We start from the raw sequence: 19,781 nt of genomic DNA on the forward strand, positions 1-19,781 counted from the left end.
CGAGCAGCGTTGACTACGACGCGTTCACTGTCCCAGGTTGCTTGAGCTCTGGACGAGGAAGTAACTGCACTGAGTTGAGGTGAATCGAAAACGCGTACTCGCTAAGGTGGATTTTCCAACATCCACAGGTGAGCTATGCCATACAGCAACCCCTCTCATCGAAGTCGCCTGACCACGATTGCGCGTATTTCCGATCCCTTTTCAAACGTGTCAACGCTTGAAGCCGCTGGCGCCCGCGCGGAGCCTCTGACCGCAGACCAATCACTTGTCGTTTATGAGTTCAACTCGATCTGCGAACCGGGAAATTCAGAGCTATACCACCTTCCATTTTTGTTTCATGCCAACGGAGACCCTTGGCATGAGGCAAACTCATACGTGCTGAGTGTGATTCGTGATAGCCCAGTTAGGGTTAGCCGCACCGATGGGATAAGAAAGCTAGCAAGTAAGTTGTTAGATTATTTGAGGTTTTGCGAAGACAATGAACAAGAATGGCTCGACTTCTCGGGTACTAGGATGTCCATGCACCCAACTACCCGTTACTTTCATAGGCTGATAACGGAAGGTAAGAGAAGTAATTCTGTAATCAATCAATATACCGGGGCGGTATACGGTTTTTATCAATATGTCAGCGAGAACTGGCATCCATTAGATATGAATAAGGTTGATACGGTCAAGTACGTCAAAATGATGGTGGAGACGTCAACAGGTACCAAGTCATTCGAGGTAAGGAAAAGAGGGCAGACAAAAAAGGTGCCACGCAGGGCGATGCCGCAAATTGGATACATAAGAGAGGATGGCGAGGATTTGCGGCCTCTGCATAATTCTGAACTTCAGGTCTTGATGCTATCTCTGAGTGATGGTGAAGTTTGGTCTGCTGTAGAGCGGCTTATTGTGCATGTTTCTCTTCTTACTGGGGCAAGAAAACAAACAGTTTTGACATTGCGGCTTCGGCACCTGAAAAGATTTCGCCCTGAATTTCTGCAAAAAGATAATACTTATAAACTTTTTGCCGGGCCAGGAACCGGAATCGACACGAAAAATAACAAGCTGCAAGACCTCTATTTTCCTAGGCCGCTCGCCGAAGAATTATGCAGGTTAATTGCTAGCCCGTTGATGCTTGCCCGACAGAAAAAATTTCAAGCAAAGTTGGCAAAAGAATTTCCACAGGTGCAAATGACAGGCGATGAAATGTACGTATTTTTATCTGATCAGGGTAATAGCTATTACATGGCTAAGGATGATCCCCGGTATACCCTAGTGAAATCGCCTCAGTCCGGGCAGGTCGCAGATACGATTCGACGCAAAATAAGACGTCTTGATATTAAAAACTTTCCTTGCGATTTTACCTGCCACTGGCTGAGAGCAACATACGCCTATATTTTATATCAAAGGCTGAAAGCTCTCGTATCTAAAGAGTTGTTGCCGTCGGGGGATATCATCGATTTCATACAATCCAGAATGCATCATGAGGCAAGAGAGACTACGGAGAACTACTTAAAGCTCTTTACAATGACGCATGAGAAAGTGCTCGTACAGGAGTTTTGGGAGTATAGGTTGTTTGAAGGTGCGTACGAAATATCAGGCGGAGGCCTGTCCAATGCATGAGGATTACGTGCAGCGTGCAGACTTAATTCACATCCCACCGTCAGCGTTTCTGGAAGATTTTTCTGAGCCTGAGAGGCTTCTAGTTAGATTGACAAGGTCGGTCAAGAAAAAAGGCTTAGATTTTGGAAGTTTTGCGTATGCTGATACTCGGGCAGATTTGAATGTGCACGAGGATCGTGGCGAGTATGTTGTTCTTTCATCTTTTGTTGAATCTCGCCGGGAACTCATTCTTGCAATCATACAGAGCTTGTTTACTCTTCGTGAAGAAAGCGTGCTCCAAAACTTCGTACGCATACGGCTATTCATTCGATGGCTGAATAGAGAAGGCTTTGTGAGGCTGTTCGAAAGCGAGGAGGAAGCGCAAAGAGCGTATGTTGGATACACGGCTCACCTTATACATAGGCTTCATACTGGTGGGCTTAAGCCGCGTACTGCTGCACATTACCAAGAAGGTGCTTGTTCCGTTATTAAAGCAGCATTTCCCCAGACCTACCGACATGTCGTATCGGGAGTCACAAAAATTTCGGGAGTGACACAACCTGTTGCTCCTAGTGACGATCATATCCACTTTTATAGAGATGTATGTCTCGCTCTGGCTCGACAATGCAGTGAGTTCGTGTTGAACAAACGACCTTTCCCATGCGTGGTAAATATTCGCGATTATGAAGTGGTTGTTTTTCACTCTGTAGTAGGCGTTTCGAGCCCGTATAGACCTCCTATAGACGTTTATAATGCCGCGGAGCGGCGTATCGCTACGCTCGATGAATATAAGGCTAAATTGCTTGAGAAAAACATTGAAGTAAAAGACAGGATCCTTAAGCACGGCATAATGGATGCTCAAAAAACCTTGAGCAGAAATAACCGCGATGAACGATCTCGGCAGCGTCTTCGCATTGCATCCTTGGCAGTCAAGGCGTATGCGTGCCTTCTGCTCTTAATTACCGGGGCTACCCCTACGGAATTTTCTCAGTTTTTATACGCGGATGCCCTGCAAGTTAATAAATCGCCGTTAAAAAAAGAATTGTCGGCGGTGAAGTTTAGGGCAGGTGGGAAAGTTACAAATTATAATGTTGGTAGAAAAAATGGGCTGTCTATTCTCCAGGACTATCTCAAATTGCGGGAGTGGTTGCTAGACGGTCGGAGCTACGATAAGCTTTTTTTTACGGTCTCTGAACTGCGTAATCCATCCTACAAAGAGCTTGACGCTTTGAGGGATTTTCCAACTAGCGATGCGCTACAGACGTTCTATCGTACCCTTCATGCGGGGTTTATAGATCCTAGTATTCCAATCCTTACAGTGAGGGAGATGCGAAGACATAAGAGCGTCACCCAGCATATGGGGGGGTTTTCCGTATCTACAGTAGCGAATTCTCTGAATCATACAGAGACTATGAACCTAGGTCGGTATTCTGGAGGTACCCTCGAGCATCAAAAGTCAGAGCTTTCCAAATACTGGGAGGCTGTTCAAACGGCTGCTGCATCAATTAAAGAACAATCCGAGAAGGCGGATCAGCTGATACCTATCGCCAGCGGCCAATGCGAACAATTCGGCGCTGCTTCGCCAGCACCTCAATTTGCGTCGAGTATTTCCATACTACCGGACTGCCAAACCCAGCACGGATGCTTGTTTTGTGTTCACTATGTGTGTCACTCAGATGAGACTGACATAAATAAATTGATGAGTTTGCAGTACGTAGTAAATGCTGTACGTCGTTCTGCGCCAGATATGGAGCATGCTGAATTACTATACTCGGATTTGTCTGCAAGGATTGATTATATCCTTAACGCTCTTGCGGAACGCGGCGATTCGGTTGCGAAGATTGTTGAAAAAGTAAGAACTACTGTGCATGTCTATGGTGTATTAACCCCTTTTTGGGAAACGCGCTTGAGTCGCTTTGAAAGGCTAGGAGTTGTTTTTTGAATAAGAAGTTTTCATCCTCGGGCATATTATACGCAGCCAAAGGCTTGGATATGAAGAACAAGCCTGATGTTGCATGCGCAAGCGGTAAGGCACCAAGTAATTGTTTTGTTTTATGTCGAGATGGTGACGGCCTGGCCACCGCCGTGTATGGAAATAATATTTGGGATTTTAATCCGTACAGGCTGTCGGCGGTTCATATATGCAAGGTAAATTTTGCCAAGGTTTTCAAGGGCGAAGGCGAACACGAATTGCGCTTAATAGATGAGGCGAAATATATAATGTACTCATTGATTTATTACGGCGGAGGTGGACGGACCGGGGCTTTGAGCGCTACTACTCTTGGTTTGTATTGGGTGCATGTGCTGCGGGGAGCGCTGCGGTTTTGCTATGCTCAGCGCGCTAAACCCATGGTAGGGATTATCACACTGGGCGAGTTGTTTACTATTCCAGTTTATCTTGCTGCATTCTTGCGCGAATTGAACCCGTCCTATCACAAAGTTACATCTGCATTTCTAAGTCAAATGATAGGTGTCGGGGCGCGGCATCTGGGTTATGAAGTTGTTAATCCTCAAGCTCTTAAAATCGTCCGGCCGAAGAATAAACAACACCCCGTTATTCCCACAAGATTTTACCTTCAGATTATAAACGTTACCGGCGCTTTGCTCGATCAGATTTATCCGAATATTAAAGAGCTCGATACATTGATTTGTAAATTCTCCGATGAACATTACGGCATTGGGAGAGGTACACAGAAATCAAGGGGCTTAGGTGGGAAAAGACACTATCGTCCAGATTTGCACATGGCTATCAAGGAGCATGGTTTGCACGATTTGTTCAAGGGGGAATTTGAGTGTCAATCTCGGTTGGTATTTCAAAGAATCATTTTGAAACTTCAGTATGTTATGAAAACTGTAATCCAGTTGTATACCGGCATGCGGGAGCAGGAAGTCATGCGCATGTCATATAATTGTATAAGTGAGGTATCGTATCGTACTCCGTTTCAAGACCCGAAGCGTATCAGTACCGATCTTGGGCAATGCGTGAGCGTACTGTCTACGACGACCAAGTATTCTGGATATAAAATGGAAGGAAGGTGGCTTGCCCCCAAGGAAGTCACAAGGGCTGTGGAAGGCGCACAGGCCATTTGCAGAGGGTTGGCGACCTTATATGGAATAGACGTTGGTGATGAATGCCCACTGTTTCTTAGTCCTTCGGTGATCGGATTTATAAGAGGGGCGAAAAAAGTAGCAGTTGCTAACTTTGTATCAGAAAAGACCCAGCTTGCTGGCTTATCTTCGATGCTTATTACCGCTGAGGATTTAGCTGAGCTCTCATTAACCGATCAGTCTCGTGACTTTTGGAATGAACCTGCTTACCAAGTTGGTCAGCCATGGCCGCTGACTGGACATCAATATAGACGCTCGCTAGCGTTTTATGGCAGTAGTAGCGGCTTCGTCTCTCTTCCAACGCTCAGATCTCAGTTTAAACATTTGTCTTTAGCAATGGCCCGATATTACGCTAACGGGTTTAATAAGTTGCGCACGATGTTCGGGTACTATGATCAAGGTAGAGGAGAGTTTGTCTTGCCGAAAAACCACATTGCATATGATTATCAGATGGCTATACCAATGTCAGTTGCTAATCAATTAATCGCAGACCTTCTGCATTCTGATGCCCCTCAGTTTGGCGGAGTCGGAACTTATGTGGAAAAGCAGCGTGGAAGAGTTCTCAGTGGTGAAATTAGTGTAGAGGAACTTCGAGCGGATACTCAGCGCAGAGTCAAGAACGGTGACATAAGCTTTCGCGAGACGCTCTTGGGTGGATGCACTAAGTTTGGTCGCTGCAATTCTTTTTTGCTCGGCGATTTTTTGAGTTGCCTAACGTGCGAGAGTGCGGTGATAAAGTTAGAAAGGATTGAAGTCGTGATATCGGATAGTCGTTCCGAATTGTTGATGTATCCACAGGCTTCTGGCGAGCGGCAGATAGTAGAGAAAGAAATTGAAAGACTATCCGACTTTTTGCGTCTAAAGACCACTGAGCGGGTTGGGGTAGAACTAGTATGAGTAAAGAACCCCAAAGCGGTTTATTACTTTGTTTTGAGGCGTTGGATCGATTGATTGCGGCGCAACCCGTAAAATCCAGATTTGTAGGGTTGTCTTTAAGTAAGCTTACGGCAAGTATAGTTAGCGAAGAGGCGGGGTATGATAGAGGATATCTTAAGCGCTCACGCGCCGCTCATCTTCCGCTACTGGCGAGAATTGATGCTTTACGCATGAGTGCGTCTAAAACTAAAACGTCATCAAGTGAGAGTACGCTGCAGTCATTGAAAAAAAAGGTACAGAATCTTGAGCAGCAGCTTATTGAAACCTCGTATCAGCGTGATCGGGCTCTGGCTCAAAATCTTAAACTTTGGGAGCGTATGAGGGTATTAGAGCAATCCAAGTCCGGCCGAATCGTGGCGCTGGGAGGTCCTAAAAGAGGTACTACCAATCGCTGATGTTCAAGTTGGCTGGGGTTGAGATTAGTAACGCGCTTTTCTTAGCCTCTGGCCATTTTTACTAGGTATCTGATAATAGAGTAGTAAGGATAAATGATCGATGTCGTGATTAATCGCCGTTGTATCCTCATCTTTATCTATTATGGTAGTTCAAAATTTCAGCGATTTCCACCTGGGATAGATTGCCAGATTTGCTCGATGGCGTATCTAAGAGGTGTGCCGGTCCCATGTTATCGGCTGTCAGGTAACAAGCATCTGGGATCACACCCTAGACTCTCCGCAATCTGATAGAGCTTCTCTACCGTAATGTTTGCCTCGCCCCGCTCAATCCGGCCCATATAGCTGCGATCAACTTTGCATACAAGTGCAAGCCCATCTTGGGATATGCCTTTTGCCTTCCTTGCTTCCCTCACTTTTTTCCCTAACGCCTTCGCCAAATCGCTCATAGCTGCCTCAATTCACTCGAGGCAGGACTATCGGGCGTTTACGGACGAATCAGCCACGGACTATAATCCGTATTTTGTCTGCGAAAGCTTGGTTCCCTGCATGAAACATGATTCATTCGAGTTTGACAGGCAGCTGTATGACCTCCTCTGCCATGAACACCATCAAAGTTTCACGATCCGGCAGCTCCGGGATGCCTACGTGCTGACTATGGAAGGAAGCCCGAAACTCGCTGCAGTTCGGATCTACGTGTATGAGCAGATCCGGCGGCTGGTGCGTGCCGGATGGGTGGCCAAGGCGCCTATGCTTCGTAAGCGTGGCCAAGTCTATCAAGTCTTAAGCAAGCCTCCTGGCATAGACCTCATGCTGGTTGCATCTCGCTTCCGATGTGCAGACATCTCAGACCCAGTTGTGGGGGGGCATCACGCAAGTGACAATACAATTGATCCATCAGATCCAATTTTGCCAATCGCTGATCCGGCGGTAGCCCATAGCCGCTTAGAGGAAATGCTGAAGGAGACTCGCCTAGACCTTCTTTCCTCAATGGGAGAAACAGAACGTTACAAGCAGCTCTTTGAGGAAATCCCCCATTTGAAAGGGCTTCTTGAAAACGCTTATTACGAGGTTCGAGACCGCTGCTCCCGCCTGTTGGGTCATCTCCGCGCGCTAGAGACGACACTCAAGGCTGTGACCGCGGTATGAGCATGGGACTTCGCACATGGCAGGATCAATGCAAAAACACGGCGTTGGCTCAATACCTTGAGACGCCCCATTTTTTCTGTCAGGCCACTCCCGGGGCCGGTAAGACCAGGATGGCGGCTGAACTTGCAAAAGCGCTGCTGGATCAGGGCAGAATTGACCTGGTTTTGTGTTTTGCTCCATCACGCCAAGTGGTTGAAGGCTTCCGGCGTACTTTTTCTGATGTGCTGTCGAGACGACTCGATGGGCTGATTGGCGCCGTCGGCGCTGTGTGCACCTACCAAGGGATGGAATACCGGGATGAGACCTTTTGGAAGCTGTTCGATGATTATCGTGTGTTCGCTGTGTTTGACGAAATTCATCATTGCGCTGGCCACGATGCACTCTTAAGCAATGCTTGGGGGCAGCGTATAATTCAGCGCGTCCAGGACAGGGCTGCGTACACGCTAGCGCTTTCTGGCACGCCTTGGAGGTCCGACCAAAAGGCGATAGTCCTGGCGCGCTACTCGACTCCAGAAGGCAACCTTATTTGTGACTACCGTTACGGTCTTGAAGAGGCGATCTCGGACGAGGTATGCCGATCACCGCGAATAGTTATTTTGGACAATACAATGGTCAGACTCACAGAGGCCATTGAGAGTGATAATACGGTTACTGTTTTCCCCAACATCGCTAGCTTGCTTACAGACTCGCCAGTTACCTATGAAAGCCTGCTGTTCCACGAAGATGTCCTGAGACAGCTTTTGCTATTAGGGTGCCGGAAGCTCAAGGAAATTCGTAACGTGAAACCGGACGCTGGCGGGCTTGTGGTGGCAACAAATATCGAACACGCTCACCAAGTCGCAGCGATGCTCCGACTTGAAGGTGAGAGCTGCGATGTAGTCACAAATAAAACCCCAAATGCTCAGCGAGTGATCAACGATTTCAGGCACAGCAATCGGCCGTGGATTGTGGCTGTTGGAATGATTAGTGAGGGTACTGACATTCCGAGGCTTCAAGTGTGCTGTCACCTAAGCAGGATCAGGACTGAGCTTTATTACAGACAGGTCTTGGGCCGGATTCTGCGTCGTTCCGCTAGTAATGACACAGAGGCCTGGCTGTACGTCTTGGCCGAGCCTTCGCTGCAGCAGTTTTCTGAGCGGGTTGCAGACGATCTTCCCCGCGACGTCGCGGTGCTGAACTATCTTCAGGGTGTCTCAGAGGAGGTCGCCGCTAGCCCAGTTGAGAACTCGGCTGACCAGTACAACTGTCACCCTGTGACGCCGTTCCAAGGCGAGTGCTTTGAGCGCGAAAGCCAACAGTTGCCGGATGAGATCTATAGCTACGATGTTGGCCGAACCTACGAGCTCAACTTCTCTCAGCATTACCGGACACAACTGCTTCGAGTTTGCTAACGCAAGGGGCCACCATGCCTTACCAATCTAGTCTTTTGGCACAGCAATGTGCCGGGGCGAGGCGTATTTTCGATGGGCCTCCCCCCTAGGCTGGATTCTACTCGGCTGCGTCGTAGTCAAAGACACATGTGAACAGTGCCTCTGTAGCCGCATAGTGCCCATAGTGCCCTTGGGGGCGTCCGCTCTCAGAAATCAAATGTAGATTCTTGCGGGCACGGGAACCTACGACGTAGAGGAGCTTGTTCGCGGCATCCAGGCTTGCTGCCTCGGTGAAATGAGGCACCATCCCCTGAAGAAGGCCGAACGCGATGACCACATCGTACTCGGCACCTTTTACCCCGTGGATCGTCGAAACGGTGATACCAGTCCGCTCGCGAAATACCTTCCTGAAGAAAGAGATATCGTTGATGTACGGGGCCCCGTCCTTTTGGAGCCTGTCGATCCGAGATAGTGAGCTGCGAAAGAACGCATCGCGGTGCTCCATTAATGCGGGGAAGCTATGAAGGGCTACCCCGAGTCGTTCAAGCAGCGCGGTGAAGGCTTGGTCAAGGTAGGCAATCCCATCCATTTCGGAGATTGAAATTGAGTTGCATTCCCTCAATAGGAGCCGCTGTGTCAGGCGCGATGTATCAACGCCCAAATCACCCAGGTCGCTGATCACATCTCTGGCCCATCGCATGCGACGAACAAGCATCTTCGGCGATGACTCAGTCAGGATGATTTTCGAAACCTTGAACCAGAAGTTGTCTATATCGTTACTAAAGGGGACTAGACCAGGGCCGTCAAACTGCTGATCCGGAAGCATCCTTACTAGATGCCGCGTCGTCGATGCCAATAAAATCCACCATGGGGCGAGCACGCAGATCTCCTCAGGAGGATGCCCGGCAGCAAGGCTTGCTTGGATCAGTCGTACTAGCTCGTCATGCAAATTGGTGAGTGTTACGTGCTGGTTGTACGAAACCTTGCTTGGAAACGACGCATCCGATCCCGCGCTCTCGATTGATGTCGGATAAACGCTGAAATTCGAGAAGTGGGAAATGATCCTATTACTCGAACGGTAATTCCGGGTAAGCGCCATTTCTCTTATCGGGATTCCAGCTTCGGCACGAAAATCAGCCACCGGAACTGCGTAGCCACCAAGCGAGCCGTAGATAGCTTGGTTTGGATCGCCTACGATGAAGGTCTTCGTTCGCCCCGCTCCGGCACGCAAAATAGCGGTAAGAAGGCCATATTGAATTTGTTTCGTGTCCTGATACTCGTCTACCAGAACATATGAGAAGACCGAAGCGAGAATTGATGCAATATGCTTTTGATCACTCATCAGGACCTGCGCATACCAAAGGATCAGCTCGAAATCGATCTGACGCGCTTCGCCGAGCTCGCGAAAATACTCACCAAGAATTTTATGTAGCGTTTCATGCTTCCAAGCATCTTTGCATCCTAGGTGATAGCCCGTTTTGCTGAAGTAATAATCGCAATCCCAGTGCGTGATCTTTGGGTAGGGCGCGCATAGCCTATCGAGCATGAGTTCGCGGTCGTGTCTGTCTAGGACTCGATAGCCGCGGGAAAGCTCTGGAAGGTAGATGCCATATGGCTTAATGATCCACTCGAGGCAAAATGAGTGAATGGTCCCGATCCACAGCTTTGACGTGTCAACACCGAGACCTTCAATGCGCTCCTGAATTTCATCTGCTGCGCGGTGCGTATAAGTAATCGCCACGACAATCCGCTTGTCCGTGGCCCGCGAAAGCTCATAAGCGATCTTATAGGTCAACGTCCGCGTTTTTCCGCTCCCAGGGCATGCGATGAGGAATACGCTCGAAGGCTCCTCGATTGCGGCAGACTGCTCGGCGTTCAATTCACGGGAATCCCAGGCGAACATCAGGCAATGCCAACCATGAACGAATTAATGGCATCGCCTGGTAGCGCGAGGGCGACAGCAGCTTTTAGGAAAACCAGATCGATTTCGCCGCGTTGGAAACGCTCAACCTCACCCCTCAGGAGTGTTAGTCGTGGCTGTGCTGAAGGATCGGCATGGATTTGGCGGGCAACTCGATACTGTAGGATTCTGGCGAGCAGCAGAGGGGACATGTGCCCATGCGCGAATTGAAGGGCCTGCAAGATGTAGGGAGGGATCGCTACCTGATGGTCCAGCTCTTCGGCGAGCATGATTGCAAACCAGCCTTTCCCCTCATACTCAGCCATCAACAGCGCACGAAAACCTACTAGGTGAGGTTGACCCGATCGAAGGGCTTCCACCGCCTCTTTGATAGTGTGCGGCGCTATATAGACCTTGCTCGCTGCTCGAGCGAACGCCTCTTCGTTGCCCGCTGATACGAGGTCAACTTCAAAGGTGTGTGGTGCATAGAAGGCCGAGATCCAAGGGTTTCCAGCGACAAAGGCATCGAGACCAACCTTGCGTTCGACGCCAGCTTTTTGGGAACCTATCGCCTTGCGTTTCTTGCTTGCCAGAAACTCATGATCAGTGGGCTGCGGCGTCACATCAAAGAAGGTGGTATCAAGGTCAGTAACTATCGCACAGCGCTTGCGGATTCGGAGGTCGTGAAAAAGGACTGCGACGTTTTTGAACCCCGTGCTGCGTATGTTGATGACACTAATACCCAACTCATCAACGCTCAGCCCAAGCACCTTTTTCACCAATATCGGGATCAGTATCTCCTCCGCATCGCCTTCAACGAGTAGTACGCTTTTAGCGAAGAGCAAATTACTGCGGACAGCATCCAGATATCTCTGGATGCTTCTCACCTCTGATGGCTCAAGCCCCGTAGCGGGTTGGTAAGCCTCGCAATATGAGCCTTGCCGCCCCAGAATGTTGACGTTAGTGACATTGCTCACTTCGGAGATGTGGGTCGAATGCGTTGTGTAGATAATCTGGGCATCGCTGTAGGAAATACGGTCGAACAGAGTCTTCTGGATATGGGTGTGAATGTGCGCTTCGGGCTCCTCGATCAGTAGAAAGTTGGCAATGGCAAGCTTCTCACGCTGATACTTGAACTCAAGAAGCTTCAGCGTCAGGTAGATGAGGTTTGCTCCGCCCAAGCTCAGCTCGTGAATACCACCCTCATACCCATCATCGGCCTCGCCTACAAAAAGGCGCAGGGACTGAAATAATTTTTCTGCCTCATCTGGTAGGTCAGATTTAATCGAAAGCGAAGCAGGCGAGTAGGTTTCTCCGGCCGCATCTTTGATCGTTTCGCGAATGTGGTTACGAACCGACTGCACATCTTCGAGTCCTTCGATAGAGGCATTCAGGTCTCTGACCATTTGGGTTATAGGAAGCATCGACACTGGATCTATCTCCCCACTCTTACTCTTGAGTAGCGCAAACAACGGGTTCGTTCGGTTGTTGTGAAACTCGGCAACGACGTCCCGGAGGGCTTGTATGAAGGTCAGTGACACTTCTTTCGTAACCGAGAGGAATCCAGGTACTTTAGCCCCGATCTGAGGGAATTCAGTTTCAGCACTGAAAGTACACGTTTCGAAATTACCCACAATCGACTGGTAGACGGAAGGGTCGCTGAAGTCGGCGCTGCTTCTTCCCGTGAACACAGTTTCGTAGTCATCGATCGTGATGGTACTGCGTATTTCCGCGAGCACCTCATCATCAAAAATATCTAGAGCAGCCAGCTTGAGCCGGATCTCCTTTTTCGGACGGAAGATGAGGTTATAGGTTGCCTTCGCTAGCGGTCCGTCTTCTAGCGCAGCGGTGCCGTGAAGAAATAGCGCCTGAACGGCTTCGTCGGCGCTGATCTGTTCAAACTCAACACTGATAATGATCCAGTGACCTCGCCATTCACCGAGCGATCGGCAGAAGTCGGACTCCTCCAGTCGATAGGCTGCACGCACCATGGTGTCATCCAATAGTAGACGGATTGCGCGCAGGATATTGGACTTACCTGAGCCATTTTCGCCGATGATGGTGTTGACGCCCCGCTGAAACTTTAGCGTTGTGTTGCTGAAGTTTCGGTAGTTCACCAAAGTCATTTTGGAAATGTGCATAATTCTCCAGAGCGCCAACGCTCATGAACAGTCTTGTCTGTTTGTGAACGATGGTAGCGTGAGGGAGCATCGTATTCCCACAGAAACCGCTCACAGGCGCCCACCAACAGGCGCAGGGATTGCGCTGTTCCGCAATAGCTTGATCTCATGGCTCAACCTCAGATGTTAACGAGGCAAATGTGATGCAAGACTCACGAGTTTTAGAACTCTTCTTTCGAGCCCCGGTCGAGTGCTGGAGTACAGATCGCCAGTTTGGATTTGGACATACAATCACGAGCGATCGAACATGGCCCTCGGAGGCATTCCCCCCCTAACAGAAGTTGGCCCTAGTAGCTTGATCTCTATTTCAGGCGAGTATCAAAAATAGGGGCATTATCAGGGGCAGTTTCATAAGGTTTTTTCCTTAAGGCTTAGTGGGTACAACCCGAGAGGTTCCGACGGCGCATTAAGCTGTAGGCTGCCGGTATGACAAACAGGGAAAGCAAGGGAGCAGTGACCATCCCGCCGACCATTGGCGCGGCGATGCGACTCATCACTTCACTACCGGTTCCGCTGCCCAACAGAATGGGCAACAGGCCGGCAATGATGACGGACACGGTCATGGCCTTGGGGCGAACGCGCTGTACAGCTCCTTCACGGATCGCCGCCACCAGCCCAACTTCCGTGTTGTCGCCGAGGTCTACACGTTCGACCCAAGCGTTCTTGAGGTAGAGCAGCATGATCACACCGAATTCGGCCGAAATTCCGGCCAGCGCGATAAAGCCGACCCCGGTTGCGACCGACAGGTTGTACCCCAATAGATAGAGGAACCATGCCCCGCCCGTGAGGGCGAATGGCAGAGTGGCCATGACCAAAAAGGCCTCATCGAAGCGGGCGAAAGTCATGTAGAGCAGCACGAAAATGATCAACAACGTGGCAGGCACAACTAGTTTTAGTCGGGCGTTGGCCCTTTCGAGAAATTCGAACTGCCCCGAGTAGCTCAGGCTCATACCTGGCTGCAACTTGACCTGTTCACTGACGACCCGGCGCAGATCGGCGACGACTGAGGCAATGTCCCGGCCCCGCACGTCGATATAAACCCAGCCCGAAGGCCGAGCATTTTCGCTCTTGAGCATCGGCGGGCCGTCGCTGACCTTAATCTTCGCCACAGTACCCAGGGTGATCTGGCTGCCTAACGGGGTGTAGATAGGTAATTGCTCCAAAGCACCGAGCGAGTCACGCCACTCCCGTGGGTAACGCACGTTGATTGGAAACCGTGCCAACCCCTCAATGGTCTCCCCAACGTTCTCTCCACCGATAGCACCGGCCACGATGGATTGCACATCGGCGATATTCAGGCCGTAGCGGGCGGCGGCCTTGCGGTCTATATCCACATCGATATACCGGCCACCGGTCAGTCGCTCCGCCAGAGCCGAGCTGACACCAGGTACCCCCTTGGCCACGCGCTCGACCGTCTGAGTGACCGTATCAATTTCCATCAGATTGGTGCCGGCAACCTTCACACCGATGGGGCTCTTGATCCCCGTAGCCAGCATGTCGATACGGTTGCGAATCGGCGGTATCCAGATATTGGTCAGCCCCGGAACTCGCACCACTCGATCCAATTCTTCCACCAGTTTTTCAGGTGTCATACCTTGGCGCCATTGCTCGCGTGGTTTGAACTGAATGGTGGTTTCAAACATCTCCAGAGGGGCAGGATCGGTTGCGGTTTCGGCACGCCCTGCTTTACCGAAAACGTGTTCGACTTCAGGCACGGTCTTGATCAGGCGGTCGGTCTGCTGCAGCAGCTGCGCGGCTTTGTGTGCCGACAACCCCGGAAGAGCAGAAGGCATGTAGAGCAGATCGCCTTCGTCCAGCGGTGGAAGAAACTCGCCCCCCAGGCGAGACATTGGCCATAGTGCACTGCAAAATACCAAGAGCGCCACCACTAGCGTGATCTTGGGACGACGCAGTACCGCATCCAGGGCTGGCTGATAGAGTCGAATCAACCACCGGTTCAACGGGTTCTGTTGTTCATTGGGAATTCGACCTCGAATCCAGTAACCCATCAGCACTGGCACCAACGTCACTGACAGTCCCGCCGCTGCCGCCATGGCGTAGGTCTTGGTGAAAGCCAACGGGCCGAACAGCCGCCCTTCCTGGGCCTCAAGGGTAAATACCGGAATGAACGACAGGGTGATGATCAACAAGCAGAAGAACAGTGCCGGGCCTACCTCCGCAGCCGCTTCGGTCATCACGTGCCAATGACGCTCGCCGTTCAGTTCCTCCCCAGGGTTGGCAGCGTGCCAAGCCTCTATCTTCTTGTGGGCGTTCTCGATCATCACCACGGCGGCATCGACCATAGCGCCGATGGCGATGGCAATCCCGCCCAAGGACATGATGTTGGCGTTGATGCCTTGGTAGCGCATGACGATGAAGGCAATCAACACGCCCACCGGCAGCGAAATGATCGCCACTAGGGATGAGCGCAAGTGCCAGAGGAAGATCCCGCAGACCAGCGCGACGACGATGAACTCTTCGATGAGCTTGTGGCTGAGATTTTCCACCGCGCGATCGATCAGCTTGCTGCGGTCGTAGGTGGTGACGATTTCAACGCCGGCCGGCAAACTGGATTTCAGTTCGTCGAGTTTGGTCTTGACCGCCGCAATGGTCTCGCGGGCGTTCTTGCCGTTGCGCAAAATCACCACACCACCAACGGTCTCGCCTTCGCCGTCGAGTTCGGTGATGCCACGTCGCATTTCCGGGCCCAATTGGATGGTGGCGACATCGCCAAGGGTGACCGGCACTCCGGCCGCCCCCAGTTTTAGCGGGATGGCCCGAAAGTCATTGAGCGTCTTCAGGTAGCCGGAAGCTCGCACCATGTACTCAGTCTCGGCCATCTCCATCACGGCGCCGCCCGTCTCCTGGTTGGCCTTGCCGATAGCCTCGGTCACCTCCGCCTGTGTGATGCCCAGACTGGCCAACTTGAGCGGGTCAAGCTGCACCTGGTACTGCTTGACCATGCCTCCCACCGTAGCCACTTCAGCAACATTGGGCAGGGTCTTGAGTTCGAACTTGAGGAACCAGTCCTGAAGTGCGCGCAGCTGTGCCAAGTCGTGCCCACCCGTGCGATCCACCAGTGCGTACTGATAGATCCAGCCCACTCCCGTTGCATCCGGCCCCAACGCAGGTTTTGCACTGGCCGGCAATCGGTTTTGTATCTGACTCAGGTACTCCAGCACTCGCGAGCGGGCCCAGTACAAGTCCGTGCCGTCTTCGAACAGCACGTAAACGAAGCTGTCACCGAAGAAGGAATAACCACGTACCGTCTTGGCTCCCGGCACTGAGAGCATGGTGGTGGCCAGCGGATAGGTCACCTGGTTCTCGACAATCTGCGGCGCTTGTCCCGGATAAGGGGTGCGGATGATCACTTGCACATCTGAGAGATCCGGCAACGCATCGATCGGTGTGCTCTGTACCGACCAGATGCCCCAAGCAGTGACGAACAGCGTAGCCAGTAGCACCAGAAACCGGTTGGCCACCGACCAACGAATCAGTGCAGCAATCATGGCTGGCTCCCCGATTTGTCCAGGCGCTCGACACGCAAACCATCGTCAGTTTGGCTCACCGCGATCCGAACCTTGTCCCCCGCCTTGAGGCCCTGCATCAGCGCCGGACTGGCGAGAGGAAAAGTCATCGTCATGCCGGGCATGCCCAGCGTCTTGAAAGGACCATGGGCGAGCGTCACGTCTTTGTCGTTGATCTCAACAATCTGCCCATCGGCCTCATGAAAACTGGAGGCTGTTGCGCCGAGTGGTGAATCTTCCTCAGCGCTGGCAACAATGCCTTTAAGACTGGCTTCCGAGTCGAGCAGGAACTGGCCAGACGTAACCACTTTCTGTCCTTCTGTCAGACCTTTCACAATCGCCGTCTTGCCATCGCTTTCCTGCCCGAGTTGCACCTCCACCGGGCGATAGCGACCGGCGTCTTCAGCGAGCATCACCAGGGCGCGTCGGCCAGTGCGAATGACTGCTTCACTCGGCACCCACAACACACTTTCCCCGGTCGAATGACTCAGGCGCACCTGCGCCGTCAAACCGGGCCTGAGGTGCTCGTCCGGGTTGGGTAGTTCCACCCGCACCCGAAGAGTGCGGCTGTCCGGATTGGTCTCGGGCAAAATCGCGCTGACCTTGCCTCTGAACGTTGTCCCCGGGAAGGCTGGCAGACGCGCTTCGACCGCCTGCCCCACAGTGATGGCCCCGGCATCGGATTCTGGAACAGCCACGGCTAGCCATATACTGCTCAAGCCATTGACCCGTGCCAGAGTCTCGCCCGTCGCCACGGTCATGCCCGCGCGTACGTTCAGCTCTTGCAGCACACCGGCGATGGGACTGGTCAGGGTCAGATACGGTTGAACCTTACCGCTACGTTCAACCTGAGTAATCAGTGCTGCGGGCATCCCTGTGAGTCGCAGGCGCTGACGGGCCGCAACCAACAGATCGGCATCCCCGTTACGCCTCAGGGCCAGAAACTCTGTCTGAGCCGCGGCCCATTCCGGCACCAGAATATCCGCCAGGGCGGCATTGGCTTTGAGCACATCCCCTGGAGCAAGGGCATAGACCCGCTCCACAAAGCCGGCGGTACGGGCCTGAATCACCGCGACATCACGCTCGTTGAACGCCAAGACACCTGCCACATCTAGGCTGGAATCAAAGACTCCCCGGGTGACCGTCGCAAAACGCAAACCGAGGTTCTGGGTCAGGCTTGGATCGATACTGACGACCGCACGATCCCCTTCGCTGCTGGCGTATTGAGGCACCAACTGCATGTCCATAAAGGGGGACTTTCCGGGGTTATCAAACTTTTGCTGCGGGTACATGGGGTCGTACCAATACAGAGCCTTGCGTTCACCCGACGGGCTGACACCCCTCTCCTGGGCAGTACTGGATACTCCGTTCATCCGCTGCTGAGCGAACCAGTAACCACCGGCAACACCCAATGTCAGCGAGATGCCTACCAACAATGCCCCATTCCACTTTTTAAGGATCACTGGCTGGGCTCCCCATAGGCAAAGTACAGGCGCGCACTGGTCAGCGCCCGCTGCTCTTCCACCTCAATCTGTTTGAGACGCGCTTCGATGAGCTCACGCCGGGCCGCAACAACGGCATTTAAATCGCCTTTTCCGGCACGATAACTGGCCATGCTGAGTTCGACCTTTTCCTTGGCCAGAGGCAACAGACTGTCCTGGTTTCGGTGCACCGCACGATTCAGACGCTCATAGTCAGCCAGTTGGTTTTCCAGTTCCTGAGTGTGCTCGCGTGACAGGGCTTCACGCTCGGCCTCAAGCTGGCTGAGTTCAGCCTGCTTGGCTGCGATTTTGGGATTTTGGCGAGAGCCAGGAAACAGCGGCAGATCCCAGGAAAGCTGCACACTGACCATATCCCCAAACGCTCGGCCACGGTGCTGGTAATCCAGCTCCCAGCTCCAGTCTGACTGTTTCTCCGACACGGCTTCACGAACCTTGGCTTGCGCTTCTCGGGTCATCGGGGCAAACGCTGCCAGCTCGGGATGGTGCTGCAGGTTATGGGAGTAACCGGAGGTATCGACGGACCATTCAGGCAAGCGGCCCACAAGCTCGTCGTTGGCAGCGGGGCCAATCCAACGCTTGAGGGCAGCTCGGGCCTGCCTTCGCTGCTGAATCAGATCGTCCTGTTGCTCCGCTAGTCGAGCCGCTTCTTGCTTGGGTGTTACCGCATCGGCGGGTTGAGCCCGGCCACCGGCAATCTGAGCCAGGACGGTATTGCTCAGCAGGCGGTTCTCTTTGTAGAAGTCCTGGAACAGTGCATCTTTGCGCTCAACCGAGTAGCTACTGATCCAGGCCAACGCCGTGGATTGGCGTACGTTCAGACGTTCGACCCGCCGCTGCGCCGCGGCGCGTTCAACGGCCGCATCGGCGACCTCAATGCGCGCCTTGCGCTTGTCGCTGTTGGGCATTTCTTGCCTGACTCCAACCATTTGCATTGTCATGAAGTCTTGGTCGATGCTCCAGCGATCCGGGCCGCCAACAGGATAGTTCTGCACACCCAGCAGCAGTTTGGGGTCAGGCAACTCCCCCGCTGGAATGGCTGCGCTGCTGGCAGCCTGAATTTTGGCGTCTTGTGCGGTCAGCGACGGTGCATTGTTTTCGGCCAGCCGCAACGCTTCATCAAGCGTCAATCCACCCGCCAAGCTCGGCAATGCCAGAACGCTTACCGCCAGACCGGCCACGAGGGACCAGCCTATGCAATAGCACTTTGAGTTCATGTTTAGGATTCCTGTGATCATCCACTGCACGCATCAAAAGACATGCGCTCAGCTCTTGCATCCCGCCAATGCGGAATGAGGCTCAATATGGGACAGGAATCAAACGCGGGGCGGTCGCCACACCCTGGACGGGGTTTGTGCAGGCAAGGAATCACTAAAGAAGGAAAGTACTACGGGGCTAAACACGGCTACTGAAGGCTTGAAAGTCGAGACTTGCAATATGCCGCCTGCCTTGCATTCCTGTCCCGGTTTACATGGCTTTCCGTGCTCGGACAGGGTTTTCATATCGTTGCAGCAGTCCATGCCCATGTCGTCCATTATCGTCATGCCCATCGTCTTCATGGGGCACGGTTCTATCGATGCCTGAACTCCCGCCATCCCGCTGAGGGGAAGCGCCAAGCTAATCACGAAGATGATGCAAAACTGCACGTAGCGTTTCATTCGCTGGAGTGTAGTCGCTTCAAATGGTCGTTACAAATCGACTCATGTCATTAACACCCTGTCGCCAAGCTCCGACATATAGGTAATGAAGCCGACAAGGAATTAAGCCAACATTACGTTTAGAAAATAGACGCGGACGACGAGCTATCGATCCGCCTATATTTGAATTCATAGTGTTGATCTGAACTCAATCATGGATGAAATGGCTAGCCAACTGAGAAATCAAGCAGAAGCCGAGATGAAAAATTGGCGCGACAAAGACCTATCGGTCTACTAACATCTGATTCCGGGAAGTTTGGGTACAAATAATACGCGTATTCGCAGTACTGCTATTTTCTAGAGTGTGGGTGCCTTGGGGGAGCACAGGTCGCGTCCAAATAAGTGCTTTTCAGTTGCCTCTCTCCAAAACCGAAATCTCTTCTTGAGGAAGATTGACCCGTTGACGATCTTTTGAGTAGTTGCCGCATCCTTTCACCCG

The 19,781-nt window shown here is 52.1% G+C and carries 13 protein-coding genes and 1 pseudogene; 7 read left to right on the top strand and 7 right to left on the bottom strand.

Translation table 11 applies throughout. The features are described 5' to 3' along the window. Nucleotides 1–135: 135 nt before the first annotated feature. From V6P94_RS06360 to V6P94_RS06375, 4 genes are read left to right on the top strand one after another with little or no spacing between them, the layout of a single operon-like run. Nucleotides 136–1,605: a site-specific integrase gene (locus V6P94_RS06360; RefSeq protein ID WP_019824165.1), complete on the top strand. Its 1,470-nt coding sequence runs from the start codon at nucleotides 136–138 to the stop codon at nucleotides 1,603–1,605. Then, a complete protein-coding gene (locus tag V6P94_RS06365) occupies nucleotides 1,598–3,526 on the top strand; it encodes a hypothetical protein (RefSeq protein WP_010655484.1) in 1,929 nt (642 codons plus the stop codon). The genes V6P94_RS06360 and V6P94_RS06365 overlap by 8 nt, the downstream gene beginning before the upstream one ends. Then, the gene (locus tag V6P94_RS06370; protein ID WP_326425195.1) at nucleotides 3,523–5,589 is read left to right on the top strand and encodes an integrase; all 2,067 of its coding nucleotides are present in this window, start codon (nucleotides 3,523–3,525) and stop codon (nucleotides 5,587–5,589) included. Before V6P94_RS06365 ends, V6P94_RS06370 begins: the two co-directional genes overlap by 4 nt. Beyond that, nucleotides 5,586–6,023 (top strand): hypothetical protein, encoded by a 438-nt coding sequence (locus V6P94_RS06375; RefSeq protein WP_010655486.1) that lies wholly within the window; start codon nucleotides 5,586–5,588, stop codon nucleotides 6,021–6,023. Before V6P94_RS06370 ends, V6P94_RS06375 begins: the two co-directional genes overlap by 4 nt. A gap of 230 nt (nucleotides 6,024–6,253) precedes the next feature. Here the strand turns inward: V6P94_RS06375 and V6P94_RS06380 are convergent, their stop codons facing one another. After that, on the bottom strand, nucleotides 6,254–6,469 hold the full coding sequence (locus tag V6P94_RS06380; protein ID WP_010655487.1) for a helix-turn-helix domain-containing protein: 216 nt from the start codon (nucleotides 6,467–6,469) through the stop codon (nucleotides 6,254–6,256). A gap of 100 nt (nucleotides 6,470–6,569) precedes the next feature. Here V6P94_RS06380 and V6P94_RS06385 point away from each other — a divergent pair, with 100 nt between their 5' ends. Next, nucleotides 6,570–7,169, top strand: a complete 600-nt coding sequence (locus V6P94_RS06385) for a hypothetical protein (RefSeq protein WP_029612172.1) — start codon at nucleotides 6,570–6,572, stop codon at nucleotides 7,167–7,169. Continuing rightward, nucleotides 7,166–8,560, top strand: a complete 1,395-nt coding sequence (locus V6P94_RS06390) for a DEAD/DEAH box helicase (RefSeq protein ID WP_010655489.1) — start codon at nucleotides 7,166–7,168, stop codon at nucleotides 8,558–8,560. Before V6P94_RS06385 ends, V6P94_RS06390 begins: the two co-directional genes overlap by 4 nt. A 97-nt stretch (nucleotides 8,561–8,657) precedes the next feature. Here the strand turns inward: V6P94_RS06390 and V6P94_RS06395 are convergent, their stop codons facing one another. The 6 genes from V6P94_RS06395 to V6P94_RS06420 all read right to left on the bottom strand — a co-directional run bounded on the left by V6P94_RS06395 (nucleotide 8,658) and on the right by V6P94_RS06420 (nucleotide 19,303). Further along, nucleotides 8,658–10,442, bottom strand: coding sequence for a UvrD-helicase domain-containing protein (locus V6P94_RS06395; RefSeq protein ID WP_010655490.1), 1,785 nt, complete (start codon nucleotides 10,440–10,442; stop codon nucleotides 8,658–8,660). Next, entirely contained in the window at nucleotides 10,442–12,580 is a 2,139-nt protein-coding gene (locus tag V6P94_RS06400) for an AAA family ATPase (RefSeq protein WP_326425200.1), read from the bottom strand. The genes V6P94_RS06395 and V6P94_RS06400 overlap by 1 nt, the downstream gene beginning before the upstream one ends. A 410-nt stretch (nucleotides 12,581–12,990) precedes the next feature. Further along, nucleotides 12,991–16,128 carry an efflux RND transporter permease subunit gene (locus tag V6P94_RS06405; RefSeq protein ID WP_326425203.1) on the bottom strand — a complete coding sequence of 1,046 codons (3,138 nt, stop codon included), beginning with the start codon at nucleotides 16,126–16,128 and terminating at the stop codon, nucleotides 12,991–12,993. Beyond that, nucleotides 16,125–17,609, bottom strand: coding sequence for an efflux RND transporter periplasmic adaptor subunit (locus tag V6P94_RS06410; RefSeq protein WP_010655493.1), 1,485 nt, complete (start codon nucleotides 17,607–17,609; stop codon nucleotides 16,125–16,127). Before V6P94_RS06410 ends, V6P94_RS06405 begins: the two co-directional genes overlap by 4 nt. Beyond that, nucleotides 17,606–18,862 carry a TolC family protein gene (locus V6P94_RS06415; protein WP_010655494.1) on the bottom strand — a complete coding sequence of 419 codons (1,257 nt, stop codon included), beginning with the start codon at nucleotides 18,860–18,862 and terminating at the stop codon, nucleotides 17,606–17,608. Before V6P94_RS06415 ends, V6P94_RS06410 begins: the two co-directional genes overlap by 4 nt. A 99-nt stretch (nucleotides 18,863–18,961) precedes the next feature. Next, nucleotides 18,962–19,303 carry a hypothetical protein gene (locus V6P94_RS06420; RefSeq protein ID WP_029612175.1) on the bottom strand — a complete coding sequence of 114 codons (342 nt, stop codon included), beginning with the start codon at nucleotides 19,301–19,303 and terminating at the stop codon, nucleotides 18,962–18,964. A 296-nt stretch (nucleotides 19,304–19,599) separates the two neighbouring features. Here V6P94_RS06420 and V6P94_RS06425 point away from each other — a divergent pair. Then, nucleotides 19,600–19,728, top strand: a pseudogene (locus tag V6P94_RS06425) (hypothetical protein); the annotation flags it as partial. Nucleotides 19,729–19,781 lie beyond the last annotated feature (53 nt).

Origin of the sequence: Pseudomonas sp. ML2-2023-3 (assembly GCF_037055275.1) — a bacterium.
GTDB lineage: Bacteria > Pseudomonadota > Gammaproteobacteria > Pseudomonadales > Pseudomonadaceae > Aquipseudomonas.